The sequence below is a fragment of the Micromonospora sp. NPDC047521 genome (assembly GCF_055587305.1).
This window is the reverse complement of the sequence record NZ_JBVJGN010000003.1, coordinates 95,505-121,481: the sequence shown is the minus strand read 5'-3', so window position 1 is coordinate 121,481 and position 25,977 is coordinate 95,505. Positions and strand designations below refer to the sequence as shown.

Annotated in this window: 25 protein-coding genes and 1 pseudogene; 12 read left to right on the top strand and 14 right to left on the bottom strand. The window is 71.8% G+C overall.

Annotated elements, in window-relative coordinates:
• Nucleotide 1: 1 nt before the first annotated feature.
• Nucleotides 2-1,904: pseudogene (gene dnaG, locus ACZ6N8_RS08180) on the bottom strand (DNA primase).
• A gap of 112 nt (nucleotides 1,905-2,016) precedes the next feature.
• Here dnaG and ACZ6N8_RS08175 point away from each other — a divergent pair.
• Nucleotides 2,017-3,213 (top strand): low temperature requirement protein A, encoded by a 1,197-nt coding sequence (locus ACZ6N8_RS08175; protein WP_466008509.1) that lies wholly within the window; start codon nucleotides 2,017-2,019, stop codon nucleotides 3,211-3,213.
• 7 nt (nucleotides 3,214-3,220) lie between these two features.
• Here the strand turns inward: ACZ6N8_RS08175 and ACZ6N8_RS08170 are convergent, their stop codons facing one another.
• The 3 genes from ACZ6N8_RS08170 to ACZ6N8_RS08160 are packed head-to-tail and all read right to left on the bottom strand — an operon-like array spanning nucleotide 3,221 to nucleotide 5,636.
• Nucleotides 3,221-4,036, bottom strand: coding sequence for a siderophore-interacting protein (locus ACZ6N8_RS08170; RefSeq protein ID WP_466008507.1), 816 nt, complete (start codon nucleotides 4,034-4,036; stop codon nucleotides 3,221-3,223).
• Nucleotides 4,037-4,050: 14 nt separating this feature from the next.
• Nucleotides 4,051-5,292, bottom strand: a complete 1,242-nt coding sequence (locus ACZ6N8_RS08165; protein ID WP_466008505.1) for a deoxyguanosinetriphosphate triphosphohydrolase — start codon at nucleotides 5,290-5,292, stop codon at nucleotides 4,051-4,053.
• Entirely contained in the window at nucleotides 5,289-5,636 is a 348-nt protein-coding gene (locus ACZ6N8_RS08160; protein WP_387119358.1) for a VOC family protein, read from the bottom strand. Before ACZ6N8_RS08160 ends, ACZ6N8_RS08165 begins: the two co-directional genes overlap by 4 nt.
• A gap of 253 nt (nucleotides 5,637-5,889) precedes the next feature.
• Here ACZ6N8_RS08160 and ACZ6N8_RS08155 point away from each other — a divergent pair, with 253 nt between their 5' ends.
• On the top strand, nucleotides 5,890-6,390 hold the full coding sequence (locus ACZ6N8_RS08155) for a roadblock/LC7 domain-containing protein (RefSeq protein ID WP_466008503.1): 501 nt from the start codon (nucleotides 5,890-5,892) through the stop codon (nucleotides 6,388-6,390).
• Nucleotides 6,391-6,441: 51 nt separating this feature from the next.
• Here the strand turns inward: ACZ6N8_RS08155 and ppdK are convergent, their stop codons facing one another.
• Nucleotides 6,442-9,150, bottom strand: coding sequence for a pyruvate, phosphate dikinase (ppdK, locus tag ACZ6N8_RS08150; protein WP_466008501.1), 2,709 nt, complete (start codon nucleotides 9,148-9,150; stop codon nucleotides 6,442-6,444).
• Nucleotides 9,151-9,444: 294 nt separating this feature from the next.
• Here ppdK and ACZ6N8_RS08145 point away from each other — a divergent pair, with 294 nt between their 5' ends.
• Nucleotides 9,445-11,199 (top strand): beta-N-acetylhexosaminidase, encoded by a 1,755-nt coding sequence (locus ACZ6N8_RS08145; protein WP_466009140.1) that lies wholly within the window; start codon nucleotides 9,445-9,447, stop codon nucleotides 11,197-11,199.
• A 697-nt stretch (nucleotides 11,200-11,896) separates the two neighbouring features.
• Nucleotides 11,897-12,556 carry a C39 family peptidase gene (locus ACZ6N8_RS08140; RefSeq protein ID WP_466008499.1) on the top strand — a complete coding sequence of 220 codons (660 nt, stop codon included), beginning with the start codon at nucleotides 11,897-11,899 and terminating at the stop codon, nucleotides 12,554-12,556.
• A gap of 74 nt (nucleotides 12,557-12,630) precedes the next feature.
• Here ACZ6N8_RS08140 and dusB read toward each other — a convergent pair whose 3' ends face one another.
• From dusB to ACZ6N8_RS08120, 4 genes are all read right to left on the bottom strand, one after another.
• On the bottom strand, nucleotides 12,631-13,803 hold the full coding sequence (dusB, locus tag ACZ6N8_RS08135; RefSeq protein ID WP_466008497.1) for a tRNA dihydrouridine synthase DusB: 1,173 nt from the start codon (nucleotides 13,801-13,803) through the stop codon (nucleotides 12,631-12,633).
• 64 nt (nucleotides 13,804-13,867) lie between these two features.
• Nucleotides 13,868-15,247 carry a glycine--tRNA ligase gene (locus tag ACZ6N8_RS08130; protein WP_364362306.1) on the bottom strand — a complete coding sequence of 460 codons (1,380 nt, stop codon included), beginning with the start codon at nucleotides 15,245-15,247 and terminating at the stop codon, nucleotides 13,868-13,870.
• A 115-nt stretch (nucleotides 15,248-15,362) separates the two neighbouring features.
• Nucleotides 15,363-15,842 (bottom strand): hypothetical protein, encoded by a 480-nt coding sequence (locus tag ACZ6N8_RS08125; protein WP_387123799.1) that lies wholly within the window; start codon nucleotides 15,840-15,842, stop codon nucleotides 15,363-15,365.
• Between the two features lie 24 nt (nucleotides 15,843-15,866).
• The gene (locus ACZ6N8_RS08120) at nucleotides 15,867-16,208 is read right to left on the bottom strand and encodes an antibiotic biosynthesis monooxygenase family protein (protein WP_466008494.1); all 342 of its coding nucleotides are present in this window, start codon (nucleotides 16,206-16,208) and stop codon (nucleotides 15,867-15,869) included.
• A gap of 29 nt (nucleotides 16,209-16,237) precedes the next feature.
• Between ACZ6N8_RS08120 and ACZ6N8_RS08115 the strand changes: the two genes are divergently transcribed.
• Genes ACZ6N8_RS08115 through ACZ6N8_RS08080 form a run of 8 tightly spaced genes read left to right on the top strand, consistent with a single transcriptional unit; the run spans nucleotide 16,238 to nucleotide 20,691 of the window.
• Entirely contained in the window at nucleotides 16,238-16,495 is a 258-nt protein-coding gene (locus ACZ6N8_RS08115) for a hypothetical protein (RefSeq protein ID WP_364362304.1), read from the top strand.
• 54 nt (nucleotides 16,496-16,549) lie between these two features.
• Nucleotides 16,550-17,500, top strand: a complete 951-nt coding sequence (locus tag ACZ6N8_RS08110; protein ID WP_466008492.1) for a metal ABC transporter substrate-binding protein — start codon at nucleotides 16,550-16,552, stop codon at nucleotides 17,498-17,500.
• Nucleotides 17,497-18,258: a metal ABC transporter ATP-binding protein gene (locus tag ACZ6N8_RS08105; protein ID WP_364362302.1), complete on the top strand. Its 762-nt coding sequence runs from the start codon at nucleotides 17,497-17,499 to the stop codon at nucleotides 18,256-18,258. Before ACZ6N8_RS08110 ends, ACZ6N8_RS08105 begins: the two co-directional genes overlap by 4 nt.
• Before the next feature lie 3 nt (nucleotides 18,259-18,261).
• Nucleotides 18,262-19,128 carry a metal ABC transporter permease gene (locus tag ACZ6N8_RS08100; RefSeq protein WP_364362301.1) on the top strand — a complete coding sequence of 289 codons (867 nt, stop codon included), beginning with the start codon at nucleotides 18,262-18,264 and terminating at the stop codon, nucleotides 19,126-19,128.
• 43 nt (nucleotides 19,129-19,171) lie between these two features.
• Complete coding sequence (locus ACZ6N8_RS08095; RefSeq protein ID WP_139587399.1) at nucleotides 19,172-19,471, top strand: ArsR/SmtB family transcription factor; 300 nt, start codon at nucleotides 19,172-19,174, stop codon at nucleotides 19,469-19,471.
• A complete protein-coding gene (locus tag ACZ6N8_RS08090) occupies nucleotides 19,468-19,866 on the top strand; it encodes a Fur family transcriptional regulator (protein ID WP_357985976.1) in 399 nt (132 codons plus the stop codon). The genes ACZ6N8_RS08095 and ACZ6N8_RS08090 overlap by 4 nt, the downstream gene beginning before the upstream one ends.
• A 39-nt stretch (nucleotides 19,867-19,905) precedes the next feature.
• Nucleotides 19,906-20,514: a hypothetical protein gene (locus tag ACZ6N8_RS08085; protein ID WP_364362300.1), complete on the top strand. Its 609-nt coding sequence runs from the start codon at nucleotides 19,906-19,908 to the stop codon at nucleotides 20,512-20,514.
• A gap of 9 nt (nucleotides 20,515-20,523) precedes the next feature.
• Nucleotides 20,524-20,691 carry a hypothetical protein gene (locus ACZ6N8_RS08080; RefSeq protein WP_167517539.1) on the top strand — a complete coding sequence of 56 codons (168 nt, stop codon included), beginning with the start codon at nucleotides 20,524-20,526 and terminating at the stop codon, nucleotides 20,689-20,691.
• A 25-nt stretch (nucleotides 20,692-20,716) separates the two neighbouring features.
• Here ACZ6N8_RS08080 and ACZ6N8_RS08075 read toward each other — a convergent pair whose 3' ends face one another.
• The 5 genes from ACZ6N8_RS08075 to ACZ6N8_RS08055 all read right to left on the bottom strand — a co-directional run bounded on the left by ACZ6N8_RS08075 (nucleotide 20,717) and on the right by ACZ6N8_RS08055 (nucleotide 25,875).
• Nucleotides 20,717-22,723: an acyl-CoA dehydrogenase family protein gene (locus ACZ6N8_RS08075; RefSeq protein ID WP_466008488.1), complete on the bottom strand. Its 2,007-nt coding sequence runs from the start codon at nucleotides 22,721-22,723 to the stop codon at nucleotides 20,717-20,719.
• A 119-nt stretch (nucleotides 22,724-22,842) separates the two neighbouring features.
• Entirely contained in the window at nucleotides 22,843-23,346 is a 504-nt protein-coding gene (locus tag ACZ6N8_RS08070; RefSeq protein WP_466008487.1) for a DUF6328 family protein, read from the bottom strand.
• A 122-nt stretch (nucleotides 23,347-23,468) separates the two neighbouring features.
• Complete coding sequence (locus ACZ6N8_RS08065) at nucleotides 23,469-24,218, bottom strand: sugar isomerase domain-containing protein (RefSeq protein ID WP_466008485.1); 750 nt, start codon at nucleotides 24,216-24,218, stop codon at nucleotides 23,469-23,471.
• Nucleotides 24,215-25,021: an AAC(3) family N-acetyltransferase gene (locus tag ACZ6N8_RS08060; protein ID WP_466008483.1), complete on the bottom strand. Its 807-nt coding sequence runs from the start codon at nucleotides 25,019-25,021 to the stop codon at nucleotides 24,215-24,217. The genes ACZ6N8_RS08065 and ACZ6N8_RS08060 overlap by 4 nt, the downstream gene beginning before the upstream one ends.
• Before the next feature lie 23 nt (nucleotides 25,022-25,044).
• On the bottom strand, nucleotides 25,045-25,875 hold the full coding sequence (locus ACZ6N8_RS08055; protein ID WP_466008481.1) for an alpha/beta fold hydrolase: 831 nt from the start codon (nucleotides 25,873-25,875) through the stop codon (nucleotides 25,045-25,047).
• Nucleotides 25,876-25,977: the final 102 nt, after the last annotated feature.

Below are 25,977 nucleotides of genomic sequence, written 5' to 3'. Positions count from 1 at the left end.
GTCACAACCCTCCCGCGGCCTGCTCGCGCAGCGCCCGGGCGTGCTGCTCCAGTGACAGCAGCTCGCCGAACGCGGCGAAGTACTCGTCCTTGTTGTTGACCGGGTTGATCCGTTGGATCCGGGACTTGAGCTCCTGGATCCGGGCGGTCACCGACCCGAACTGCACACGCGCCATCGTGATCGACACGTAGCGCGGATCCGCCTCGCCGTCGATCCGCAGCGGCTCCACCGCCAGCTCACCGACGAGGGCCGCCGCGGCCAGGTCGTCGCAGGAGTCGCGGACCTTCTCGATCCAGACCGCGCCGCCGGTCGCCGACACGGCCCCACCGGCCGCCGCGATTGCCGTACGCACCGCCACGTGCATCGGATGGCGGTACTCCGTCGCCTCGACCGTGTCGAACATCGGCCCGGCCAGCACCGGCTGTTGCAGGGCCAACTTCAGCGCCTCCCGCTCGACCATCGACTGCGGGCTGTCCACCGCCGGTTCGGGACGCGCCGGGGCGGGGCGGGCGGCGGGTGCGGCGTCCCGACCGCCGGCGGGCGGGGTGTTCGCTGCGGCGAGCACCGCGCGCTGCACCGGCTCGATCTCCATGCCGAGGTCCATGGCGAGCTTGCGGACGTACTCCGGGCGCTTCTCCCGGTCCTTCAGTTGCGCGACGAGCGGCGCGGCCCGGCGCATCGCCTCCACCCGGCCGTCGACCGTGTCCAGGTCGAAGCGGCTCAGCTCGTGCCGCAGCGCGAAGTCGACGAGCGGCTCGCGCCTGGCCACCAGGTCACGCACCGCCAGGTCGCCCTTGGCGAGCCGCAGCTCGCACGGGTCCATGTTGTCGGGGCTGACCGCGATGAACGTCCGGCCCACGAAGCGCTGGTCGTCGGAGAAGGCGCGCAGCGCGGCCTTCTGCCCGGCGGCGTCCCCGTCGAAGGTGAAGATGATCTCGCCGGCCACCGAGTCGGTGTCCAGCAGGAGCCGGCGCAGCACGCCTATGTGGTCCGCGCCGAACGCGGTGCCGCACGTCGCCACCGCCGTGGTCACCCCGGCCAGGTGGCAGGCCATCACGTCGGTGTACCCCTCGACGATCACCGCCCGCCCCTGCTTGGCGATCTCCCGCTTGGCCTGGTCGATGCCGTAGAGCACGTGCGACTTCTTGTAGATCGGCGTCTCGGGGGTGTTCAGGTACTTCGGACCGTCGTCGTCGTCGAAGAGCTTGCGCGCCCCGAAGCCGATCACGTCCCCGGTGAGGTCCCGGATCGGCCAGAGCAGCCGACGACGGAACCGGTCGATGAGCGTGCCGGAACGCGACTCCCGGGACAGCCCGGCCGTCACCAGCTCCTGGTGGGTGAAGCCCTGCTGGCGCAGGTGCTTGGTGAGCGGATCCCAGCCCTCCGGTGCGAAACCGCAGCCGTAGCGCTGGGCGGCGGCCCTGTCGAAACCCCGCTGGGCCAGGAACTCGCGGGCCGGCCGGGCACCCGCGGTGCTGAGCTGCGCCTGGTAGAACTCCACGGCGGCGGCGTGCGCGGCGACGAGGCGCTGACGCTGGCCCTGCTGCGGGCGCGGGCGCGGGGTGCTCCGGTCGTCCTCCACGTACCGCAACTGGATGCCGGCGCGGCCGGCCAGCCGCTCGACGGACTCGACGAAGCTCAGGTGCTCCGCGTCCATCAGGAACTTGATGGCGTCGCCCCCGGCCCCGCAGCCGAAGCAGTACCAGACGTTGCGGGCCGGAGAGACGTTGAACGACGGGCTCTTCTCGTCGTGGAACGGGCACAGGCCCTTGAGGTTGCCGCCACCGGCCGACTTCAGGGTGACCGTCTCGGAGATCACATCCCCGATCGAGGTGCGTTCCCGGACCAGTGCGATGTCCTCGTCCCGGATCCGCCCAGCCATGCGCCACCCCCTCGCCGTACATCCTGCCCTGCCGGACCGACGACGTGCCCGCCGGGGGACGCCGGTGTGGCGGCCACCGCCGCAGCTCGCCGGTTTCCGCCCGTGGGCCGGGGCCGCGCGGGGAGCATGACCAGATGCGCAGGGTACGCACCGGCGGTGTCCACTGGCCGGGCCGGCTGGCCGGCCGGCTCGGACTGCGCGACGCCGAACCCCGGTCGGACGAGGACGGGCACCGGCACGCCACCTGGCTGGAACTCTTCCTCGACCTCATCTTCGTGTACGCCCTGGCGGCGGTGGTCGCCCGGCTGGGCAACGACCCGACCCCGGCGCCGACGGAGGTGCTGGCCGTGCTCGGCCTGTTCGTGGTGATCCAGTGGGCGTGGGTGGGGCAGGTCTACTACGACACCCGGTTCGACCCGGACGACGCGCCGCACCGCATGTTGGTGCTCGTCGCGTTGATCGGCGCGGGCGCCATGACGCTGGGCGTCGACGAGGTGCCCGAGAGCGTGCTCCTGCCCGTCGGATACCTGATCGTGCGGGGCGTGCTGCTCCTGCTGTACCTGCGGGCCCGGCCCACCAGCCCGATGGCTCGTACGGTGACCTCGGTGTACCTGACCGGCTTCGGCACGGGTTGGCTGCTCTGGCTGGCCTCGCTGGCCGCCCCCGCCACGGCACGCCCGGTGCTGTGGATCGTCGCGATGGTCATCGAGCTGGCCACCCCCTGGGTCGGGTGGCGCTGGCTCGACAGGTGGCCGGTGGACAACAGGCACCTGCCGGAGCGGATCGGGCAGTTCACCATCATCGTCCTGGGCAGCGCGCTGGCCAGCCTGCTCTTCGCGGTGCCGGACCACCCCCGGCCGTACATGATCGCGACCGCCGGGGTGGCGTTCCTGGTGCCGGCGGCCGTCTGGTGGGTCTACACCACGTTCGTCACCACCCGCCTGTTGCAGACCCGGCTGCGCGGCGGGCAGGCGTACAGCTATCTGCACCTCCCGCTGGACGGTGCGCTGCTGCTGCTCGGCTGGGCACTCGGGCAGGTGGTCCGGCTGGTCGACGACGACGCGACACGGCTGCCGCTGGAACTGCGGCTCGTGCTGGCCGCCTCGGTACTGGTCTGGATGCTCTGCGGTCTGGTGCTGTACTGGCTGTGGAGCCGGCCGACCGCCGGCCGGCTGGCGATCACCGGCTACGGCATCGTCGCGTCCGGTCTGGTCGCCGCGACGGTAGGTGAACCGAGACTCCTGCTGTTCCTGCTCGCGCTGGTGATCGTCGTGTACGCCGTACTGCTCACCCGCCGACTCACCGCGGCCAGTCAGGAGACCGACGGCTGACCGGCGCTCAGGCGGCAGTCGCCTCCTCGGCCGCCACCTGCCGGTTCCAGTCGGCCTTGGTGGAGCGCCAGCCCTCGTCGTCCATCCCGCGCCGCCAGTAGCCCGAGATGGAGAGCCGGTCGGCGGGCACACCCCGCTCGGCGCGCAGCAGCCGGCGCAGCTCACGGACGAACGTCGCCTCACCGTGCACGAAGGCGTGCACCTGACCGGGCGGGAACTCCAACTCCCGGACCGCCGCCACCAGCGCGGCGCCCACCGGAGCCGCCCCGCGGTGCAGCCAGGTCAGCTGGACCGCGCCGGGGCTGAGCAGCTTCTGCTCCTCGGCCGGCTCGGCGACCTCCACGAACACGTGCGCCGGGGCGCCCAGCGGCAGCCGCTCCAGGGCGGCGGCGATCGCCGGCAACGCGCTCTCGTCACCCACCAGCAGATGCCAGTCCGCGTCCGGGCTCGGCGCGTACGCCCCGCCGGGGCCCACGAAGTACACCGGGTCGCCGGGGCGCAGCGCGGCGGCCCACGGGCCGGCGAGCCCCTCGTCGCCGTGGTGCACCACGTCCACCGTCAACTCCTCGGCCAGCGGATCCCACCGCCGCACGGTGTACGCGCGCAGCCGGGGCCACTGCTCCCGGGGCAGCTCCCGACGGATCACCGCCATGTCCATCGGCTGCGGATACACCACACCCGGCTGCGGGAAGACCAGCTTGATGTAGTGGTCGGTGAACTCCCCCACCGGCAGGTCGGCAAGTTCGTCCCCACCGAGGACGAGCCGGATCACATGCGGGGTGGGTCGCTCGGTGCGCAGCACCTGGACCGAGGTGACCGTCATGTTGTTAGGTTAACCTAAGTCGATTGTGTGCCGTCGCCGACCAGACGGGTGTGCCACGTCACCGCCGCCGGATCGGTGAGCGACGCGACCTGGTCGATCACCACCCGCAGCCGCGCCGCGTCGTCCGGCGCGGCCCGCCACAGCGGCGCGAAGATCGGATCCAGTCCGTCCGGCGCCCGCCGGACCAGCGCGGACACCACCTCCGCCAACATCGTGCGCTGCCGCTCGTAACGACCCCGAAAGCCCGAACGGCGCATCACATAGCGCAGGGCGATGCCCTTGAGCAGGGCGCAGTGCGCCCGGACCAGGCGCGGCACCACCAGATCGGCGGCGTACCGACGATGCGGTCCCGGACCGAAGCGCTCCTCGGTGGCGGCGACCGCCGCGGACACGAACCGGCCTGTCAGCCCGCTTGTCGTGGCCTTCAGGGCGACCTGGGCGCGATGGCTGCCGTCGTACCCGGCGAGCGGGGCGAGCAGCGGATCGGCAAGCAACTCCACAAGCACGCCGGCCAGGTCGTCGGCCGACTCCCCCGAGTACGTGGCGGCCACGTCCGCGCAGAGCGCGGCCCGCTCGTCGGCGTCGTCGAGCAGCGGCCGCAGCGTGACGTACCCGCCGTGCACGCCGTCCTCCACGTCGTGCACCGAGTACGCGACGTCGTCCGCCCAGTCCATCACCTGGGCCTCCAGGCAGCGGCGGTCCCCGGGGGCACCCTCCCGGATCCAGTCGAAGACCACCGTGTCGTCGGCGTACACCCCGAACTTGCGCTGCCCGGCACGGCGCGGCCACGGGTACTTGCCGATCGCGTCCAGCGACGCCCGGGTCAGGTTCAGCCCGGCGGACGAGCCGTCCGGGGCGAGCACCTTCGCCTCCAGTCGGGTCAGCACCCGCAGCGTCTGCGCGTTGCCCTCGAAGCCGCCGCACGGCGTGGCCAGCAGATCCAGAGCCGCCTCGCCGTTGTGCCCGAACGGCGGATGACCCAGATCGTGGGCGAGCCCTGCGACGTCTACCACGTCCGGGTCACAGCCCAGCCGGGCACCCATCTCCCGGGCGATCTGCGCCACCTCCAGCGAGTGCGTCAGTCGCGTACGCAGGAAGTCGTCGGTGCCGGCCGTGTGCACCTGCGTCTTGGTGGCCAGCCGGCGGAACGCCGCCGAGTGCAGCACCCGGGCCCGGTCACGCTCGTACGGCGACCGGCGATGCCCGGTGTCCTTGGGCGGCTCCTCGACCAGGCGAGCCTCCGGAGCGCCGCTCACGCAGAACGCAGGACGCAGAACTCGTTGCCCTCCGGGTCGGCCAGCACCGTCCACTCGACGTCACCCTGGCCGATGTCGACGTGCCGGGCGCCCATGTCGACAAGCCGCTCGACCTCGGCCTCCTGGTCGGCCGGACGGAGGTCGAGGTGCAGCCGGTTCTTGCGCTCCTTGCCGTCGGCCACCGGCACGAAGACCAGGCCGGGCAGGCGGTCGGCGGACTGGCGGATCTCCACCTCGTCGGGCTTCTCGGTGACGACCTGATAGCCGAGCGCCTCGGCCCACCAGCGGGCCAGTCGGGCCGGATCACGGGCATCGACGGTCAGGCTCTCCCAGACGCTTGTCATGCAGTCACCCTTCCCCCTCGACGGCGTACGCAATCGGCCGTGTGCGAGGAGCCAAGATTACGCCCGCCACGGCCGCTCGACCTGCCCACGACGCATCGACGTCGGGTCCACAACCGCCGACTGGCCGGCAGTTGTCGACCGATTGCCGAGGGTTACGGGCTCGCGAGGCGGCAGTGGCCGCCGGTAGCGTTCCCAGCGCGGAACGTGACCAGTCGACCGACGCGCGGAGCCCGACCGGTAAGGGGAGAGTCTCGTGGACGCAGACACGGTGATGGAAACGGAACTACGCGGGCTGCGCCGGCGCCGACGCGAGGTCACCGGCACCGTGCTGGCCGGCACCGACGGGCTGCTCATCTCCAGCGACCTGCCCAGCACCGACGCCACCCATCTCGCCGCGCTCGCCGCGGCCAGTTTCGGGCTCGGTCACCGGGTGGCCGACACCGTCCGGCGGGGCGAGTTCCGCGAGTCGGTGGTCCGCACCACAGCGGGTTGCGTGGTGACCTACCCGGCCGGGCGCACCGCGCTGCTGACCCTGGTCACCGCGTCGTCCACCCAGGACCTGGAGGCGCTTCACGAGGAGGCGCGGGCGGTGGCCCGCCGGGCCGGCTCGGTGTGGGACACCCGCCGCGCCCGGATCGGCGCCACCCCGGCTCCGGACGCCCACGCGCCGCTTGCCGTGCGTACCCCGATGGCGACCCTGCCGACGCAGCTGCGCCGCTCGTCCCGACCCACCTGGCGTCGCCCGCCGATCTGAACGTCGGTGCCCGGCGGCGGCCGGGAGGCTCCGGTCCGCCGCCGGCCCACGTCAGCGGCTGTCCGACCCGCCGGTCTCCACGACCGCCCGGCCCGCCTCCAGCCGCGCCACCGGCACCCGGAACGGCGAGCAGGACACGTAGTCCAGGCCGACCTCGTGGAAGAAGTGCACCGAGTCGGGGTCGCCACCATGCTCGCCGCACACACCGAGCTTCAGCCCGGGCCGGGCGGCCCGGCCCTCCTCGGCGGCGATCCGCACCAGCCGGCCGACGCCGTCCCGGTCGATCGACTCGAACGGCGAGATGCCGAAGATGCCCAACTCCAGGTAGCGCCAGAAGAACGCGCCCTCGACGTCGTCGCGGGAGAAACCCCAGCCCATCTGGGTCAGGTCGTTGGTGCCGAAGGAGAAGAACTCGGCGGCCTCGGCGATCTGGCCGGCGGTCAGCGCCGCGCGCGGCACCTCGATCATGGTGCCGATCAGCACCTCGACCCCGCTGTCCCCGACCACCTCCGCGATGATCTTCTCGGCCTCGGTGCGGACCGTCTCCAGCTCCTGCACGGCCCCGACCAGCGGCACCATGATCTCCGGCTTGGCCACCCCACCGCCCCGGGCGCAGCTGACGGCCGCCTCGGCGATGGCCCGCACCTGCATCGCGAACAGGCCGGGGATGACCAGGCCGAGGCGTACGCCCCGCAACCCGAGCATCGGGTTCTCCTCGTGCATCCGCCGGACGGCGGCGAGCAGGGCCTCCTCCTTCGCGACGTCCTCGCCCCGCTCCTGGGCGACAGCCACGTTCACCGCGAGCTGCTCCAACGGCGGCAGGAACTCGTGCAGCGGCGGGTCGATCAGCCGGACGGTGACCGGCAGCCCGTCCATCTCGCGGAAGATCTCCTCGAAGTCGGCCCGCTGCAACGGCAGCAGCGCCGCCAGCGCCGCCTCCCGCTCACCCTCGGCGCGGGCCAGGATCAGCCGCTCGACCAGCTCCCGCCGGTCACCGAGGAACATGTGCTCGGTGCGGCACAACCCGATGCCCTCGGCGCCGAAGCGCCGCGCCCGGGCCGCGTCCGCGCCGGTGTCGGCGTTCGTGCGGACCGCGAGCCGCCGCTTGCCGTCGGCGTGCGTCATGATCCGGTGTACGGCCCGGACCAGCGCGTTGTCGATGTGCTCCGGGTCGAGGCTGCCCTCGAAGTACTGCACGACCTCCGACGGCATGACAGGCACCTCGCCGAGGTAGACCTTGCCTGTGGTGCCGTCGATGGACACGACGTCGCCCTCGTTCACGGTCTGCCCGGCCACGGTGAAGCGCTTCGCTGGCACGTTCACGTCGATCTCGTCGGCACCGGAGACGCAGGTCTTGCCCATCCCCCGGGCCACCACTGCCGCGTGGCTGGTCTTACCGCCCCGCGACGTCAGGATGCCCTTCGCGGCGATCATGCCGTTCAGGTCGTCCGGGTTGGTCTCGCGGCGGACCAGGATCACCGACTCACCCTCGGCGGCCAGCTCGACGGCCCGCGCGGAGGTGAACACGACCTTGCCCGACGCCGCGCCGGGCGACGCGCCGATGCCCTTCGCGACAGCCTCGAACTCGTGGTCGAGCTGGAAACGGGGGAACATCAGCTGCGCCAGCTGCGCGCCGTTGACCCGGTGCAGCGCCTCGTCGAGGTCGATGAGGCCCTCGTCGACGAGCTGCCCCGCGATGACGAACGCGGCGGCGGCCGTCCGTTTGCCGACCCGGGTCTGCAACATCCACAGCTTGCCGCGCTCGATGGTGAACTCGATGTCGCAGAGGTCCTTGTAGTGCTCCTCCAGCCGGGCCATGATGCCGAGCAGCTCGTCGTAGGAGGACTTGTCGAGCTGCTCCAGCTCCTGCAACGGCACCGTGTTGCGGATGCCGGCGACGACGTCCTCGCCCTGCGCGTTGGCCAGGTAGTCGCCGTAGATGCCCTGCGCCCCGCTGCCCGGGTCGCGGGTGAACGCGACGCCGGTGCCGGAATCCGGGCCGAGGTTGCCGAAGACCATGCTCACCACGTTGACCGCGGTGCCCAGGTCGGCCGGGATTCGCTCCTGGCGGCGGTAGAGCACCGCGCGCTCGGCGTTCCACGACTCGAAGACGGCGCGGATGGCCAGGTCGAGCTGCTCGCGTGGCTGCTGCGGGAACTCCCGACCGGTGTGCTTCACGAAGATCTTCTTGTACGCGTCGACAAGCCCGCGCAGGTCGCCGGCGTCCAGATCCAGGTCGTTGGAGGTGCCCTTGGCGTTCTTGGCCTCGTCGAGGGCGTGCTCGAACTCCTCGCCGGGCACCTCGCAGACGGTCTTGCCGAACATCTGGATGAGCCGGCGGTAGGAGTCCCAGGCGAACCTGTCGTTCCCTCCGGCCTGCGCGGAGAGGCCGACCACGCTCTGGTCGTTGAGGCCGACGTTGAGGACGGTCTCCATCATGCCGGGCATGGAGAACTTCGCGCCGGAGCGGACGGACACCAGCAGGGGGTCCTGCGGGTCGCCGAGGCGCTTGCCCATGGCACGCTCCAGCGACTCCAGGTGCTTCTCGATCTGACCGGCCAGCCCGTCGGGCTCCCGCCCGGTCGCGAGGTACGCCTGGCAGGCCTCGGTGGTGATGGTGAAGCCGGGGGGAACGGGCAGGCCGAGGTTTGTCATCTCGGCGAGGTTGGCCCCCTTGCCGCCGAGCAGGTCCTTGAGATCCTTGTTTCCTTCAGAGAAGTCGTAGACGTACTTGTGATCGACGGTCTCTTGCGCTGCCACCAGAGCCTCCACAACACACGCGCCGGAATGACACTTAACGAAGGTTCAGTTTTCCTCTACCCCGCAGCGGACCACAGGTAATCCCCGGGTCGACGCCGATTGGTGGGCGAAGGTTAAGCGAACATCGAGCGACCTGGGACCGTTCGGTGACAATTGGCACAGCCATCACGACTATCCGTGTTCGTACCAGTTTTTGGGAACGCTTCCATGCGCACCATCACGCATCCCGGCCGAGCGCCGTACGCTTGATGGCACGCCAGCCGGTGAACGTCGCTTTTGCCATAACCGACGCGAATACACCCCGGAGTCGCCGCCGTGTCGACCATCCCCTCCCCCGGCCCCACCGCTGCGCCCGCGCCACTGTCGGTCGGGGAGCCGGACGCGGCCACGCTGGCCCGCACGGCCGAGCAGAGCGCGGTCACGGCGCTCACCGCGGCGAGCCCGCACCGGCTCTCCGACGTCGTGCCCGCCCCGCAGCAGGTCCGGCCGGACCCGACCGCGGGCTGGGTGCTGCCGGCCGACGCCGCGATCGTGGCCGGCGCCGACCCGGCCGCGCTGGCCGTCGCCGAGCACCTCGCCGAGCTGCTGCGCCCGGCCACCGGCTACCCGCTCCCGGTCACCGAGGCTGCCGCCCACCCACTGCCGGTCGCCGACACCGCCGGGCCGGAGCCGGTCGGCGGCATCGCGCTGCTGCTGGACGAGGCCGCCGATCTCGGTGCGGAGGGCTACCGGCTCGACGTCACACTCGATGGGGTACGCCTCACCGCCGTCACCGCCACCGGCCTCTTCCACGGCGTGCAGACCCTGCGCCAACTGTTGCCGGCGGCGATCGAGAGCCCGACCCCGGTCGCCGCGCACTGGGCGCTGCCCGGCGGGACGATCACCGACGCGCCCCGGTTCCCGTACCGGGGCGCGATGCTCGACGTCGCGCGGCACTTCTTCGCCGTCGAGGACGTGCTGCGGGTGATCGACCACCTGGCCCGCTACAAGCTCAACCACCTGCACCTGCACCTCACCGACGACCAGGGCTGGCGGATCGCCGCCGACTCCTGGCCGAGGCTGACCACCGTCGGCGGGGCGACCGAGGTCGGCGGCGGCCCCGGCGGGCACTACACGACTGCCGACTACGCGCGGATCGTCTCCTACGCGGCCGCCAGGCACATCACAGTCGTCCCGGAGATCGACCTCCCCGGCCACACGAACGCGGCGCTGGTGGCGTACCCGGAGCTGGCACCGGACAAGCTCGCGCCACCGCCGTACACCGGCACTGAGGTCGGTTTCAGCTACGTCGACCCGACCGACGAGCGGACGTACGACTTCGTCGCCGACGTGCTGGGTGAGGTGGCCGCGCTCACCCCGGGGCCCTGGCTGCACATCGGCGGCGACGAGGCGTTCAAGGTCAAGGACGAGGTGTACACGGGTTTCGTCGAGCGGGTGCAGCGGATCGTAGCCGGCACCGGCAAGACGGTCGTCGGCTGGCACCAGCTCGCCCCGGCCGCGCACGTCAACGGGCGGGTGCTCCAGTGGTGGGGCACGACCAGCGAGGACCCGGCCGCCACGGCCGAGGCGGTACGCCAGGGCGCCCGGCTGATCGTCTCCCCGGGGAACCACGCCTACCTGGACATGAAGTACGCCCCGGACACGCCGATCGGGCAGGACTGGGCAGGCCTGATCGACGTGGAGCGGGCCTACGACTGGGATCCCGGGTCACACGTGACGGGTGTGCCAGAGACGGCGGTCCTCGGCGTGGAAGCCCCGCTCTGGACCGAGTCGGTCACCTCGCTGGCCGAGATCGAGTACATGCTGTTCCCTCGGCTGCCCGCCATCGCCGAGCTGGGCTGGTCGCCCCGGGCGACGCACGACTGGGCCGGGTTCCGCGATCGGCTGGCCGGGCACGGCCCGCGCTGGACCACCGCCGGAGTAACCTTCCACCACTCCCCCGAGATCCCCTGGCCGGCTGAGGGGGTGGGGTCCACCCGCTCGCACCTTCCGACCCAGAGCGACCCCGACAGCGTCGCCGATACGCTTCCCGTCGCCCTCAAGCGTTGAAAGGCCCCGCACCAACGGGCGGCTCGGTGACCACGCGCCCGAAACCCGCGCGAGGCGGGTCGGGCTTCCCCTACCTGCGCCCTGTCGAGCTGCCCCAGATTTGGGGCAGGTTTTCTCCATGCGGGCAGGGCGCCCCACGCGGGACAGTGCGGGCCTACGCGGGGCACGGCGGCCCACGCGGGGCGACGGGGCTACCCACGCGCGGAGAGCGCGTGACGGAGCCACTGCCCCAGATTTGGGGCAGCTCGACAGCGGCCAGCACCAACCACAACGCCGGCGGCGGCACGCATCTCGCTTCACCGCGGGCCCGCCTGCTCGCGCTGGCGGCGGCAGCACCGGATCCGGCGCGCAGGAAAGGCTTCGTCGCGTCGGCAGGCGGCACTTTCCCGGGAAGTGCGCTGTCGACGGCTGTCGGCCCCGGGCGGCGGCATTGGGCGTCGGTGGCCGGTTCGCGGTGCGAGGCTCCTGGGTGGCTGTCCGGTTGTGGGGTGGATGTCGCGTGGCCGGGGCCACCGTGGGCGTGGAATCGGGGGCCGGTCGGGGTCGTTATACCTGGCATGCGACCGAGGCCTCCGAGCCCAGCGCCCGGGCCGCCCGCCGGAACACCGGCCAGGTCGCCTCTACTTCTTTCCGCGCGACACACCGTCCCCCTTTTGCGTGTGTCGCGCGCACCCCCGATGCAGAGGAGCACGCCATCATGCGTACCGATCTGATCCGTAAGACCGCACTGACCGCCGCCGGTCTCGCGTTCACCGGCGGCGCCATCGCCGGCCCCGTCACCGCCGCGTACGCCGCGTCGGACGCCAAGCCCACCACGCAGACCCAGTCCGAGCGCAAGCCTGGCGGTGAGCGTCAGCTGGGCGTGCGCTACGAGGCCCAGCCGAACTTCTACTACTGCGGCCCCGCCGCCGCCCGCAACGCCCTGAGTGTGCAGGGCAAGGACATCAGCGTCGACGCCATGGCCAAGGAGATGGGCACCACCGAAGCCGGCACCAACTCCATCAACGACATCACCCCCGTGCTGAACAAGGAGACCGGTAAGAACGACGCCTACCGCTCCGTCGAGATCAGCACACCGGCGGCCGACGACAAACAGACCGACACGCTACGCGCCGACATCGTCAAGACCGTCGACCAGGGTCGCGCCGTGGTCGCCAACATCGCCGGCACCACCACCGACACCGACGGCGGCGTGCACTCCTTCGAAGGCGGGCACTACATCAGCGTCGTCGGCTACCGCGACAACGGCAACATCGTGAAGATCGCCGACTCCGCCGACCCGAACACCGCCTCCTACGAGGTCACCGTCGAGCACCTCGCCGACTGGATCGCCACCCGCGGCTACGCCACCAGCTGACCGCACTGACCGCACCACCGACAACCCGAAGGGCCGGACCCCACCAGGGGTCCGGCCCTTCGTCGTCGTTCGGGTCAGCCGCCGGAGTCGTCCATCTCGGCGCCCTCGGGGACCGTGTCGTCGTCCCGGCTGGCCAGCCAACCGTCGGGCAGGAAGACCTTGCCGGGGGAGTTCGTCCGCCCGCGCGGCTGGCCCAGGGCGGTCACCGGGAACGGCTCCGCCGGGTCGAGCTTGCCGAGCAGATCGTCGAGCTGGGCCAGGCTCTCGATCATCGCCAGCGATCGGCGCAGCTCCCCGCCGACCGGGAAGCCCTTGAGGTACCAGGCGACGTGCTTGCGGAAGTCGGTGCAGCCGTCCCGCTCGCCCCGGGCCGGGTTGCGTGCGCCCGCCACGAACTGGTCGACAAGCAGCTCGGCGTGCCGGCGCATGGTCACCGCCACCTCGCCCAGGGTCGGCATCCGCCGCTCCGGCCTCCCGTTGAAGGCGGCCTCCAGGTCGGCGAAGAGCCACGGCCGGCCCAGGCAGCCACGGCCGATCACCACACCGTCGACACCTGTGTGCGCGACCATCCGCAGCGCGTCGTCCGCCTCCCAGATGTCGCCGTTGCCGAGCACCGGCACGTCGAGTGCCTGCTTCAACGTGGCGATGGCGTCCCAGTCGGCGGTGCCCGAGTACCGCTGTGCGGCCGTGCGCCCGTGCAGGGCCACCGCGGCGACGCCCGCCTCCTGCGCGGCGAGCCCGGCTTCGACGTACGTCAGATGGTCGTCGTCGATGCCCTTGCGCATCTTCACGGTGACCGGCACCCCGGCCGGCGACGCGGCGGCGACCGCGGCCGTCACCAGCCGGGCGAAGAGCCGGCGCCGCCAGGGCAGCGCCGCGCCGCCGCCACGCCGGGTGACCTTGGGTACGGGGCAGCCGAAGTTGAGATCGATGTGGTCGGCCAGATTGCGCTCCACGACGATGCGCACGGCCGCGGCGGTGACCTGCGGGTCGGTGCCGTAGAGCTGGAGGCTGCGGGGTTTCTCGTCGTCGCCGAACGCGATCATGCGCAGCGTCTTCGGGTTCCGCTCGACGAGCGCCCGGGTGGTGATCATCTCGCAGACGTAGATGCCGCCGCCCTGCTCCCGGCAGAGCCGACGGAACCCGACGTTGGTGATCCCCGCCATCGGCGCGAGGACCACGGGCGGCCACACCTGGTGCGGCCCGAGGGTCAACGGCCGCAGCGCGGGCACGGTCGAGGCAGTCACCGCACAAGTGTACGGGGCCCCGACCGGCGCTTTCCGCGTCGGCCGAGGCCCCGTGCCCACCGTCTCAGCAGCCCGGGAGGCGCTCGATCAGGTACCGCTCGACCTGGTCCAGGGAGACCCGCTCCTGGGCCATGGTGTCCCGGTTGCGCACCGTCACGGCGTTGTCGTCCAGGGTGTCGAAGTCGACTGTCACGCAGAACGGGGTGCCGATCTCGTCCTGCCGGCGGTAGCGGCGGCCGATCGCCTGCGAGTCGTCGAACTCCACCACCCAACGCTTGCGCAGCAGCGCCGCGAGGTCCTTCGCCTTCGGCGACAACGCCTCGTTGCGCGACAGCGGCAGCACCGCCACCTTGACCGGGGCCAGCCGCGGGTCGAACCGCATCACCGTGCGCTTGTCCACGCCGCCCTTGGTGTTCGGCGCCTCGTCCTCGTCGTACGCCTCCAGCAGGAAGGCCAGCACCGCACGGGTCAGACCGGCGGCCGGCTCGATGACGTACGGCATCCAGCGCTCACTCTTGGTCTGGTCGAAGTACGACAGGTCGACACCCGAGTGCTTGCTGTGCGTGGACAGGTCGAAGTCGGTGCGGTTGGCGACGCCCTCCAACTCGGCGAACTCAGTGCCGCCGAACTGGAAGCGGTACTCGATGTCGACAGTGCGCTTCGAGTAGTGGGAGAGCTTCTCCTTGGGGTGCTCGAACAGGCGCAGATTGTCAGCCGACAGGCCCAGGTCGAGGTACCAGTTCCAGCGCTCCTGGAGCCAGTACTCGTGCCACTGCTCGTCGGTGCCCGGCTCGACGAAGAACTCCATCTCCATCTGCTCGAACTCGCGGGTCCGGAAGATGAAGTTGCCCGGGGTGATCTCGTTGCGGAACGACTTGCCGGTCTGGGCGATGCCGAACGGCGGCTTCTTGCGGGCGACCGTCTCGACGTTCTTGTAGTTCACGAAGATGCCCTGCGCGGTCTCCGGACGCAGGTAGTGCAGACCCTCGTCGCTCTCCACCGGGCCCAGGTACGTCTTCATCAGGCCGTTGAACATCTTCGGCTCGGTGAAGGTGCCCTTGTTGCCGCAGTTGGGGCAGTTCAGCTCGGCGAGCGAGGTCAGCGGCTTGCCGTGCTTCTCGGCGTACGCCTCCTCCAGGTGGTCCGCCCGGAAACGCTTGTGGCAGAACTGGCACTCGGTGAGCGGGTCGACGAACTCGGCGATGTGGCCGGACGCCTCCCACACCCTGCGGGCCAGGATCACGGCGGAGTCGAGGCCGACCACGTCGTCGCGCTGCTGGACCATCGTCTTCCACCACTGCCGGCGGACGTTCTCCTTGAGTTCAACGCCGAGCGGCCCGTAGTCCCACGCCGATCGGGTGCCTCCGTAGATCTCGCTGGAGGGGAAGACGAAGCCTCGGCGCTTGGCGAGGCTGACGACGGCGTCGATACGGTCGACTGGCATGTTTCCTCCTACGCCGGCTGGCGGTCGGCGGGGGGCGAGATATGGATGGAACGGTCAGTTCGGGCCAACGGTACGGTCACCGTCGCCCCGAACCCAGCAGAATACCGGGAGCCGGTCAGCTCACCCCGCAGACCTCCATGCCACCGGTCTGGCTGTCCGAGCCGAGGGTGACCTGCTGCTGTTCCCGGTCGCCGCCCTCGAGTGTCACGTCGACAGGCACGGTCAGGTTGGTGGTGTCCACCTCACCCACCCGGAACGCGCTCACCTGCGGCTCGGCAGCCGCCCGCCGTTCGAACTCGGGGCGGGACTCGCGCCGCTGCGCGTCGTCGCAGAGCTGCTCGTACGCCCGGCCGTAGTTTCGCTCGACGAGGGCCTGGTAGTAGTCGCTGGTCACCGTGCGGCCCTGCTCCCGGACGGCCTGCACGCCCGTGACGAACAGGCCCACGACGGCTGTGCCTCCCCCGCCGCAGCAGAGCAGCAGGGCCAGAGCGCCGACGCCGAGGCCGATCCAGAGCCGGGTCCGGCGGCCCTCGGTGGGCGGCGCGGCGAACGGCGGAGCCACACCGGGACCGGGCGGCGGGGCGGGTGCGGTCATAGGAGCAGCGTAGTGTCCGCCGGCTCAGCGGTAAGGACCCGCAGCCCGATCACTCTCGGCGACCACCACTGCCCCGCCGGGCACGGCGCTGGCCAGGGCCTCGTACGCGGACGGCTCGTCGATCGACTCGGCGAGCAGCGGCACGGCGCTGACCTTGACCTCGAAGGCGCCAAGTGCCCGCCGGTAGGTGCCCACCGACTCCCACTCGGTGAGCAGCGTCCAGTGCCGGGGGTCGTCCAGCGCCCGGACCAGTTGTCCTCGCAGGTAGCCGGGTCGGGCGGCCAGCGCGGTGAGGGCGGCGTGCGCCCGTTCGGTGAAGTCGTCGGCGACATCGACGTCGACCACGAACCGGTTGGTCACCAGCACCGGGGGTTCCTCCTCGTAGAGTCTGTGGGATGCAGCGTACGCAGCGCCCTCTGCTGGCGCGTCTGGCCGGGGCGAACCCGACGTCGGTGTTCCTGCTCACCCTTGTGGTGGTGCTTGTGGCGTTCTTCACGCCAGGCGTCGTCGGCGGGTTGCTGACGCTCGCGCTCGCGGCGGTGCTGATCGCCCTGTTGGCGACGACCTGGCCGGTGCAGTCGCCGCAGACCCGGCTGATCCGGCTGCTCATGCTGACCCTGCTGGTCACTGTGGGTCTGGCGAAGCTGCTCTGACATGCAATCATGCGTTTTTGACAATCATTATCGTTGCCACGGACAGTTGAGGACATGACCAACCGCACCACGTCCCGCGTCCTGGCCGCCGCGACCGCAGTCCTCGCCCTGGGCGGCGCTGCCGGCTGCTCCACCGGTGGTGCCGCCGGCGCCGACCCGCAACGGGTCGACGTGGTGGCCGCGTTCTACCCCCTCCAGTTCGTCGCCGAGCGGATCGGCGGCGACGCGGTCCGGGTGACCAACCTCGCCAAGCCCGGCGCCGAGCCGCACGACCTGGAACTCAGCCCGAGCCAGGTCGGCCAGGTCAGCGAGGCCGAGCTGATCGTCTACCTGAAGGGCTTCCAGCCGGCGGTGGACGACGCCGTCGCGCAGAACGGCGGCGACCGGGCGTTCGACGTGACGAGCGTGCAACCGCTGCTGGACGCGACAGCCGCCGGGCACGACCACGAGGGTGCGGGCGAGCACGCCGAGGAGGAGAACACCGGCGGCAAGGACCCGCACGTCTGGCTCGACCCGACCCGGCTGGCCACCATCGGCGACCAGCTCGCCCAGCGGCTCGGCAAGGCCGACCCGGACCACGCCGCCGACTACACCACCCGCGCCTCCGCGCTGCGCGCCGACCTGACGGCGCTTGACGGCGAGTTCACCACAGGCCTGGCGACCTGCCAGCGGCGGGAGATCGTGACCAGCCACGCCGCGTTCGGCTACCTCGCCGACCGGTACCGGCTCGACCAGGTCGGCATCACCGGGCTGAGCCCGGACGTCGAACCCTCCCCGCAGCGGCTGGCTCAGGTGATCGAGGAGGCCAAGGAGCACCGGACCACCACGATCTTCTTCGAGACGCTTGTCAGCCCGAAGGTCGCCGAGACCATCGCCGGTCAGGTGGGTGCGAAGACCGCAGTGCTCGACCCGATCGAAGGGCTCGCCGCCGGCGACGGCGCCGACTACCTTTCGGTGATGCGTACCAACCTCCAGGCCCTGCGGACGGCGTTGAGCTGCTCGTGAGCACACCCGTCATCACCGTCGAGCACGGGGCGGTCGGCTACGACGGCCGCCCCGTGCTCCGGGACGTCTCGCTCACCGTGACCGCCGGGGAGGTCGTCGCGGTGCTCGGCGCCAACGGCTCCGGCAAGTCCACGCTGATCCGCGCGGTGCTCGGCCTGGTGCCGCTGAGCACCGGCGCGATCACCCTCTTCGGCCAGCCGCTGCGCCGGTTCCGGCAGTGGCAGCGCATCGGGTACGTCCCGCAGCGCCTCGGCGCCGGCGGCGGCGTACCTGCCACCGTGCGCGAGGTGGTGGCCTCCGGCCGGTTGGCCCGCCGGGGTCTGCTCCGCCCCCCGGGCGCGGCCGACCGCACCGCCGTCGACGACGCGCTGCGCGCGGTGGGCCTCGCCGACCGGGCGGCCGACCCGGTGGCCACCCTCTCCGGTGGTCAGCAGCAGCGCACCCTGATCGCCCGCGCACTGGCCGGCCGACCTGAGCTGCTGATCCTCGACGAGCCCACCGCCGGGGTGGACGCGGCCAGCCAGGAGGCGTTCGCCGACGCGCTGCGCGACTTCGTCGGCGACGGCGGAACGGTGCTGCTGGTGGCCCACGAGCTGGGCCCGCTGCGGCCGGTCATCAGCCGTGCTGTCGTCGTACACGAGGGTGGCATCTGCCACGACGGCCCGGTGCCGGACCCGGCCGGCCATCACGCGGAGCCCGACCACGACCACGTGCACCCGCACGGTCCCGACGAGCCCGCCGGGCTGTGGAGCAGCTGAGCAATGGAACTCTTCCAGTACCCGTACATGCAGCGGGCCCTGATCGCCGCGCTGGTGATCGGCCTGGCCGCGCCGGCGCTCGGCATCTACCTGGTGCAGCGCCGGCTGACGCTGATCGGCGACGGCATCGGGCACGTGGCGTTGACAGGCGTCGGCGCCGGCCTGCTGCTCAACCGTTCGCCGGTGCTGGTGGCGGTGATCGTGGCGACCATCGGCGCGGTCACCATCGAGGTGGTCCGCTCCCGCGGGCGTACCTCCGGCGACCTGGCCCTGGCCCTGCTCTTCTACGGCGGCATCGCCGGTGGTGTGCTGCTGGTCGGTCTCTCCGACGCGACGAGCGCCAACCTCAACGCCTACCTGTTCGGGTCGCTGACCACCATCTCGCCCGCGGACCTGACGACCATCGCGGTGCTCGGCACGGCGATCCTCGTCGCCATGATCGCGCTGCGGCCGGCGCTCTTCGCGGTCAGTCACGACGAGGAGTACGCGCGGGTCTCCGGCCTGCCGGTGCGCACCCTCAACCTGCTGATCGCGGTCACCACCGCTGTCACGGTGACCATCGCGATGCGCGCGGTGGGGGTGCTGCTGATCAGCGCGCTCATGGTGGTCCCGGTGGCCGCCGCCCAGCAGGTCACCCGCGGCTTTCGCAGCACCATGACCGCCGCGATGGCGCTCGGGGTCTTCGCGGCCGGCACCGGCGTCTGGGTGGCGGCGACGGCGGACACCGCCCCGGGCGCCTCGGTGGTGCTTGTGGCGATCGCGTCCTTCCTGGTGGTGGCCGTGGCCGGGGGCATCTGGCGGGCGCTGCGCCGCCGGGTCACACCGTCCTCCGTTCCGGCGCCGGAACCGCACGAGGTCGTGCTGCGCTGAGACGGATCAGCGGGACGCCCGCGGCATTCGTTACCGTTGCAGGATGACCGGCGCAGCGGGCTATGAGGCGTTCGACGGGGCCAGCGAACTGCTCCGCGCCCTGTCGGCCCCCATCCGGCTGGCCATCGTCAGCGAGCTGGCCGACGGTGAACGGTGCGTCCACGAGCTTGTGGAGAAGCTGGGCGCCGCACAACCGCTGGTCTCCCAGCACCTGCGGGTGCTGCGGGGCGCGGGCGTCGTGCGGGGCTCGCGCCGAGGTCGGGAAATCGCGTACAACCTGGTCGACGAGCACGTCGCGCACATCGTGGCGGACGCGGTAAGCCACGCCGGGGAGGGATCATGAGCGAGAGCGGCGCCGCCGTGCGCAACACCCGGCAGCGCTCGGCGGTGAGCGCACTGCTGGGCGAGATGGACGGCTTCCACAGCGCCCAGGACCTGCACGCGATGCTGCGCCAGCGCGGTGAACGGGTCGGTCTCACCACCGTCTACCGCACCCTGCAAGGCCTCGCCGACGCCGGCGAGATCGACGTGATGCGACCACCGGGCGGCGAGCACCTCTACCGCCGGTGCAGCGAGGGACACCACCACCACCTGGTCTGCCGGGCCTGCGGCCGTACCGTCGAGGTGGCCGGTCCGGCCGTGGAGAGCTGGGCCGACCGGGTGGCCGAGCAGCACGGGTACGCCGACGTCAGCCACACCCTGGAGATCTTCGGCACCTGCCCGGCCTGCGTCCGCTGAGGGTGTCGGGCTGAGGGCGTTCGTGGCACGCTGTCCGGCGTGAAAATCTACGCCGATCGGTTTCCGACCGCCGCCCGCCAGTTGCTCACCGACCTTCTCGTCGTCGCCTGGGTGTACGTCGCGATCCGTGGCGCGCTGTGGCTGCACGACCTGGTGCAGAAGCTCGCCGTACCGGGGCAGAAGCTGGAGGGCGCCGGCAGTGGACTCGCCGACAACCTGGGCGACGCCGGCGGCAAGGTCGGCCGGGTGCCGCTGGTCGGTGACGAGTTGACCGCCCCCTTCCGGCGGGCCGCAGACGCCGCCCGTGGGCTCGCCGACGCCGGCCGCGACCAGCAGCACCTCGTCGACCAGCTCGCCCTGGCGCTCGCCATCGCGGTGCTGATCTTCCCGCTCGGCATCGTGCTGTTCGGCTGGCTGCCGCTGCGGGTGCGCTGGATGCGCCGGGCCGGATCGGCGGCGAAGCTGGCCGCCGGACCGGCCGGGCGGGATCTGCTCGCCCTGCGCGCGCTGGCCACCCAGCCGCTGGGCCGCCTCACCCGGATCGCCCCGGACGTCGCCGAGGCGTGGCGGCGCGGCGACGACGAGACTGTCGACGCCCTCGCCGCGCTGGAGCTGCGTCAACTCGGCCTGCGCGGCCGTGGCCGCTAAGGTCTTCGGGTGTTCTACTTCCTGGTCGTCATCGCCGTCCTGCTGCTCGGCTACGCCGCCGTCCTGGTCTCCTTCGTCCGCCGGGGCAGGAAGATCCCGCCCGCGGCGTACCTCGGTCTGGCGGTGCTCAACGGCCTGATCCTCGCGGCGGTGCTGGCCTGGGCGGTAGCCCGCTGACCCGTGCCGCGTCCGGGCGGCGCGGTCACGGCTTCCGGGGGATGCGGCGGCGGACGTCCTCGGCGGTGGACGGGCCGGGCGACCAGCGGGCCACCCACGGCAGCTCGTCGGACGGGGTGATGACCCAGTCCTCCAGACCCGCGTAACGGCCGGCGAGGATCCGCTTCGCGGCGGCGGTGTCGACCGAGTCGGTGTTGTCCCACAGGGCGGCGAACAGGGCGTCCACCCGCACCCGCGCCTGCCGGCAGAACAGGTCGGCCAGCTCGACGTTCTCCGGACGGGTGTCCCGTTCGGCGACCGCCCGGACGCAGACCGCCGACATCGCGAACAGCTCCGCGCCGATGTCCACCACCCGGCCGAGGAACGCCTGCTTGCGTTCCATCTTTCCCTGCCAGCGCGACATCGCGTAGAACGTCGACCGGGCCAGCTTGCGCGACGACCGTTCCACCTGACGCAGGTGAGCGGCCAGTGGCCCGAACTCGGCGTACGCCGACGGGCTCTGACCTCGGCCGACGGCAAGGGTCGGCAGCCACTTCGCGTAGAAGGCCCCGGCTCGGGCGCCGGCGCGGGCCTTGCGGCCGAGCCCCGCGTCCGGGTCGATGATGTCACCGGCCACCGACAGGTGGGCGTCGACGGCCTCCCGGGCGATCAGCAGGTGCATGATCTCGGTGGAGCCCTCGAAGATCCGATTGATCCGCAGGTCGCGCATCATCTGTTCGACGGCGGCGGCACGTTCGCCACGGGCGGCCAGCGAGTCGGCCGTCTCGTACCCGCGGCCGCCCCGGATCTGGATCAGCTCGTCGACGATCTTCCAGGCCATCTCGCTGGCGTACAGCTTGACCAGCGCCGCCTCGATCCGGATGTCGTTGCGGTCGTCGTCGGCGAGCAGGCAGCACAGGTCCAGCATGGTCTCCATGCCGTACGTGGTGGCGGCGATGAACGAGAGTTTCTGCGCGACCGCCTCGTGCTCGCCCACCGGCCGACCCCACTGGACCCGGTCGGCGGCCCACCCCCGGGCCACGTTCAACGCCCACTTGCCGGCACCCACGCACATCGCCGGCAGCGAGAGCCGACCGGTGTTCAACGTGGTGAGCGCGATCTTGAGGCCCTTGCCCTCGCCGCCTATGACGTTCTCGGTGGGCACGAACACGTCGTGGAACCGGGTGAGGCTGTTTTCCAGGCCGCGCAGGCCGACGAACTCGTTGCGTCGTTCGACAGTGATGCCGGCGCTGTCGCCGTCCACCACGAACGCGGTGATCCCGCCGCGCCGGCCCTCGCCCGCCGGCACCCGGGCCATCACCACGAGCAGGGTGGCGACTATGCCGTTGGTGGCCCAGAGCTTCACCCCGTTGAGCCGGTAGCCGGTGCCGTCCTCGGTCGGATCGGCGGTGGTGGCCAGCCGGGCCGGGTCGGAGCCGACGTCCGGTTCGGTGAGCAGGAACGCGGAGACCTCGCCGGCGGCGAGTCGGGGCAGGAACCGCTGCTTCTGCTCGGCGGTGCCGAACATCTTCAGCGGCTGCGGCACCCCGATCGACTGGTGCGCCGAGAGCAGCGCGCCGATCGCCGGGCTGACCGAGCCGGCAAGCATCAGCGCCCGGCAGTAGTGCAGGTTGCTGAGCCCCAGCCCGCCGTACCGCCTGTCGATCTTCATGCCGAACGCGCCGAGGTCCGCCAGGCCGTGGAACACGGCGTCCGGAATGGACGCGTCGCGTTCGATAGCCGCGCCGTCCACCTCGGAGTCGAGGAAGGCGCGAAACCGGCCGAGGAACTCCTCGGCGCGGGCCACGTCGTCCGGGTCGGAGCGGGGCCACGGGTCGATGAGGTCGAGCCGGAATCGACCGAGGAACAGCTCCTTGCCGAAGCTCGGCCGGTCCCAGGTGGACTCGCGGGCAGCCTCGGCGACCTGCCGGGCCTCCTTCTCGGAGACCTGCCCGGCCTCTGCCGGCAACGGGGCGGCGGCGCCGGCGGCGCCGGGTGCGGCTTCGGAGTCGGGGCCGTCCGGTGCCGGTCGGCCGTCCTGCGTCGTGGTCACGGCTGCCCCCTCGAACCTCGATGCGGCTGCGTCGGTGTACGCCTCAACGCCACGCTACCCCCGGGTGTTACCCAGGGGTAGCGCTGCGTGAAGATCGGCTTCTGGCCGTACGCGTCCGTTCAGCGACCGGCGATCTCGTCCGGGTCGTCGTCATCGTCGTCGATGTCGTCCTCACCCCAGTTGCGCCGCGCGAACGGCAGGATCATCCAGAACACGAGGAACCACAGCCCGGTCAGGGCGCTGAGCAGGAAGGCGATCGGCCGGTCCAGCACGAAGTCGGTGATCAGCAGCACCGCGCTGACCATCGCGATGAGCATGAAGGCCAGACCGCCGGTGGCCATCCGGTGGGCGAACCGCACCAGTTCCGGTTTACGCCCCTGCCGGAACAGAGCCCGGTGGAACGCCACCGGCGAGATGATCATGGCGGTGGCGGCGGCCGCCGCGAGCAACGCCACGATGTACACGTCACGCTGGAATTCGCTGGTCCTGGTGAACCCGTTGCTGAACGGCAACGTGAGCAGGAATGCGAAGAGGATCTGCACGCCGGTCTGGGCGACCCGCAACTCCTGCAACAGGTCGGCGAAGTTGCGCTGCCAACGCTGCTTCTCGGTCTCCTTCGACACGCGCTACCTCCGGTGAGACGCTACTGCCGACGGCTCCAGCCGTCGGCAGCAACGCCAATGCCCCACCCGCCGGAGCGCGAAACAAGTTCACGGCAGCCCGGACGCGCTCGACGGGACCGACCTCAGGAGCCGCGCCGGATCCGCCCCGCGTACCGGGCCTCCAACTCGTTGTTGTGCGCGTCGCCGTCCGGGATGTTCGCCGACAGGTAGACCGGGGGCCGCTCCCCCGCCGTCAGCAGCCGGGCCACCACCTCCACGGTGACCTGCTGGGCCAGCAGCGCCGCCGTGATCGAGGAGACCGCGCCCACCGCACCGCCGCCGGGCAGCGGCAGCGTCGCGTCGCCGTACGGGGCGCCGTTGTCGAGCACCACGTCGGCGAAGTCGGCCAGCTTGCGACCGGACGGGTGTCGGGAGGTCATCCGGCCCGAGTGCTGCGCGGAGGTGATCGCCACCAGGCCGTGGCCGCGATCCTTCACCAGGGCGGCGAACTCCACCATCGCGCCGTTGACCCCCGAGTTCGAGGCCAGCACGAACACGTCGGTCGGCCGCACCGGGGCCAACTCGTACAGCCGGTGCGCCACCGCCGGGTCCCGCTCCAGCAGCGGACCGAGCCGGTCAACCGGCTCGCCGCCGAGCAGCACGAGATCGCGAAGCGCGATCCGGTTCGTCGGCACCAGGCCGCCCGCCCGCCCGGCGATCTCCATGGCCAGGGCCTCCGAGTGGCCGGTACCGAACGCGTGCACCACCCCGTCGGCGCGGACCGCGTCGGCGATCAGGTCGGCGGCCCGCCCCACCGCCTCCCGCTGACTGGCGGCCACCCGGCCGATCGTCTCGGTCACCACGGCCAGGTAGTCCTCGGCACTCACCGTCATGCGTCCTCCGTCGTCCGGTTGCGGGCCAGCCAGTGCACCGCGAAGTCGACAGCCGCCCGCTGGCGCATCAACCTGCCGGTCCCGGCGCCGACCGGTCCGGCGCGAACCGCACCGGTGGCCTCCAGGTCCGTGCCCAGCGCGGCGAAATCGCCCGCGTCGAGCCGTACGTCCTGCCACCACACCCATTCGCGGCCGCCGTCGGCGGTACACACCGCAGCACCGACCCGCTCACGGGGCGAGCCCGGGCAGCGGTACTCGGCCAGGTGCAGCGAGGTACTCGCGGAGTGGTCCACACCGAGCAGCAACACGTCCGCGTCCAGCTCGTAGAGCCGGGCCAGCGGCGAGCCCTCGCCGAGCATGTCGGCCCAGGTGTGCCCAGCTACCACCTGCTCGGCGGCCGGCCCGAGTGCCGCGAACGACACCTGCGGATGCGCACTGCGCAGGGCACCGGGCCAGCCACGGACCATCTCGGCGAGCGCACCCATGAACCGGCTCGGCGTGACCGCCGGGTCGAAGCCCGGCATCTCCGAACGGATCAGCGGCCACCAGTCCGCCGGCACGGGTGGGTTGCGCCACTGCGCGGGGTCGCTGTTCTCGGGCGTGTGGGTGGGCACCACGATCGTGCCGTCCGGGCCGAGCGCGTCGCGCAGGGCGAGCACCACCGCGTGCGGCCCACCGCAGACGAAACCCAGCTGGCGCAGCCCGGCGTGGACCAGCACCGTCGACCCGGGGCGTACGCCCAGCAGGCGCAGCTGCGCGGCGATCGAGCGCCGGGTGCCGGGCCCGCCGGTGTCCGTCGTCATTATGCGTCTCCGACCGGCACGGCTCAGGCCGTTCCGCCGGCCCGGGCCAGGATCGCCTCGGCGAGCGGGCCGGGCGCGGCGTCCGGGATCCAGTGGGTCACCCCGGTCAGGGGTACGAAGCGGAAGTCGCCTGTGACGTTGGCGGCGCACGCGTCGGCGGCGGCGCGGCCGATCGCCACGTCCCTGTCGCTCCACACGTACGTGGTGGGCACCCCGACCGGACCGACGCCGGCCAGGTCGGAGCCGGACATCGCCCGGTACCAGTTCAGCGCGGCGGTGAGCGCGCCCGGCTCCCGCATCGGGTCGGCGTAGCGGTCCACCCGGGACGCGTCCCCCACGCCGCCGAGCATCTTGCGCAGGGCCGTCGCGTTGAGGGCCAGCAGCACCTTCTCCGCCTTGCCCGGCATCCGGAACAGCGCCATGTACGACGAGCGCGCCTTCTGCTGCCTGTCGGTACGCAGGGCGTGCGCCATCGCCGCGGGATGGGGCACGGACACCGCCGTGAGCGTGCGGACCCGCTCGGGATGCCCGGCGGCCACCGCCCAGGCAACGACCGCACCCCAGTCGTGACCGACCAGGTGGACGGCGTCCAGACCGAGCACGTCGAGCACCGCCACCACGTCGGCCACCAGTTCGGGGATCCGGTACGCGGGCACCGCCTCCGGCCGGGCACCAGGCGAGTAGCCACGCTGGTCCAGCGCGTACGTACGCAGCCCGGCCGCGTGCAGCGCCGGCACGACGTCGTCCCACTCGCCGCTGTGCTGGGGGAAGCCGTGCAGCAGCAGGACGGGTTCACCGTCCGGCGGTCCACCGGCGCGTACCTCGAACGTGAGACCTCGTGCGTCGACCCGCATGATCGTGAGCCTACCCAGCCGGCGTCCGGCCGGCAGGACGCCGACGTCCGGTGAACGCCCTGCTGGGCTGGCACCCCTTGTCGGTGCTAGCGTCAGCGAGAC

What these genes read in the sequence shown, in the direction of transcription:
- ACZ6N8_RS08175 (WP_466008509.1), top strand. Translation starts at nt 2,017, where the DNA reads ATGCGCAGGGTACGCACCGGCGGTGTCCACTGGCCGGGCCGGCTGGCC.
- ACZ6N8_RS08170 (WP_466008507.1), bottom strand. Translation starts at nt 4,036, where the DNA reads ATGACGGTCACCTCGGTCCAGGTGCTGCGCACCGAGCGACCCACCCCG.
- ACZ6N8_RS08160 (WP_387119358.1), bottom strand. Translation starts at nt 5,636, where the DNA reads ATGACAAGCGTCTGGGAGAGCCTGACCGTCGATGCCCGTGATCCGGCC.
- ACZ6N8_RS08140 (WP_466008499.1), top strand. Translation starts at nt 11,897, where the DNA reads ATGCGTACCGATCTGATCCGTAAGACCGCACTGACCGCCGCCGGTCTC.
- ACZ6N8_RS08130 (WP_364362306.1), bottom strand. Translation starts at nt 15,247, where the DNA reads ATGCCAGTCGACCGTATCGACGCCGTCGTCAGCCTCGCCAAGCGCCGA.
- ACZ6N8_RS08125 (WP_387123799.1), bottom strand. Translation starts at nt 15,842, where the DNA reads ATGACCGCACCCGCCCCGCCGCCCGGTCCCGGTGTGGCTCCGCCGTTC.
- ACZ6N8_RS08115 (WP_364362304.1), top strand. Translation starts at nt 16,238, where the DNA reads ATGCAGCGTACGCAGCGCCCTCTGCTGGCGCGTCTGGCCGGGGCGAAC.
- ACZ6N8_RS08110 (WP_466008492.1), top strand. Translation starts at nt 16,550, where the DNA reads ATGACCAACCGCACCACGTCCCGCGTCCTGGCCGCCGCGACCGCAGTC.
- ACZ6N8_RS08100 (WP_364362301.1), top strand. Translation starts at nt 18,262, where the DNA reads ATGGAACTCTTCCAGTACCCGTACATGCAGCGGGCCCTGATCGCCGCG.
- ACZ6N8_RS08095 (WP_139587399.1), top strand. Translation starts at nt 19,172, where the DNA reads ATGACCGGCGCAGCGGGCTATGAGGCGTTCGACGGGGCCAGCGAACTG.
- ACZ6N8_RS08090 (WP_357985976.1), top strand. Translation starts at nt 19,468, where the DNA reads ATGAGCGAGAGCGGCGCCGCCGTGCGCAACACCCGGCAGCGCTCGGCG.
- ACZ6N8_RS08065 (WP_466008485.1), bottom strand. Translation starts at nt 24,218, where the DNA reads ATGACGGTGAGTGCCGAGGACTACCTGGCCGTGGTGACCGAGACGATC.
- ACZ6N8_RS08060 (WP_466008483.1), bottom strand. Translation starts at nt 25,021, where the DNA reads ATGACGACGGACACCGGCGGGCCCGGCACCCGGCGCTCGATCGCCGCG.
- ACZ6N8_RS08055 (WP_466008481.1), bottom strand. Translation starts at nt 25,875, where the DNA reads ATGCGGGTCGACGCACGAGGTCTCACGTTCGAGGTACGCGCCGGTGGA.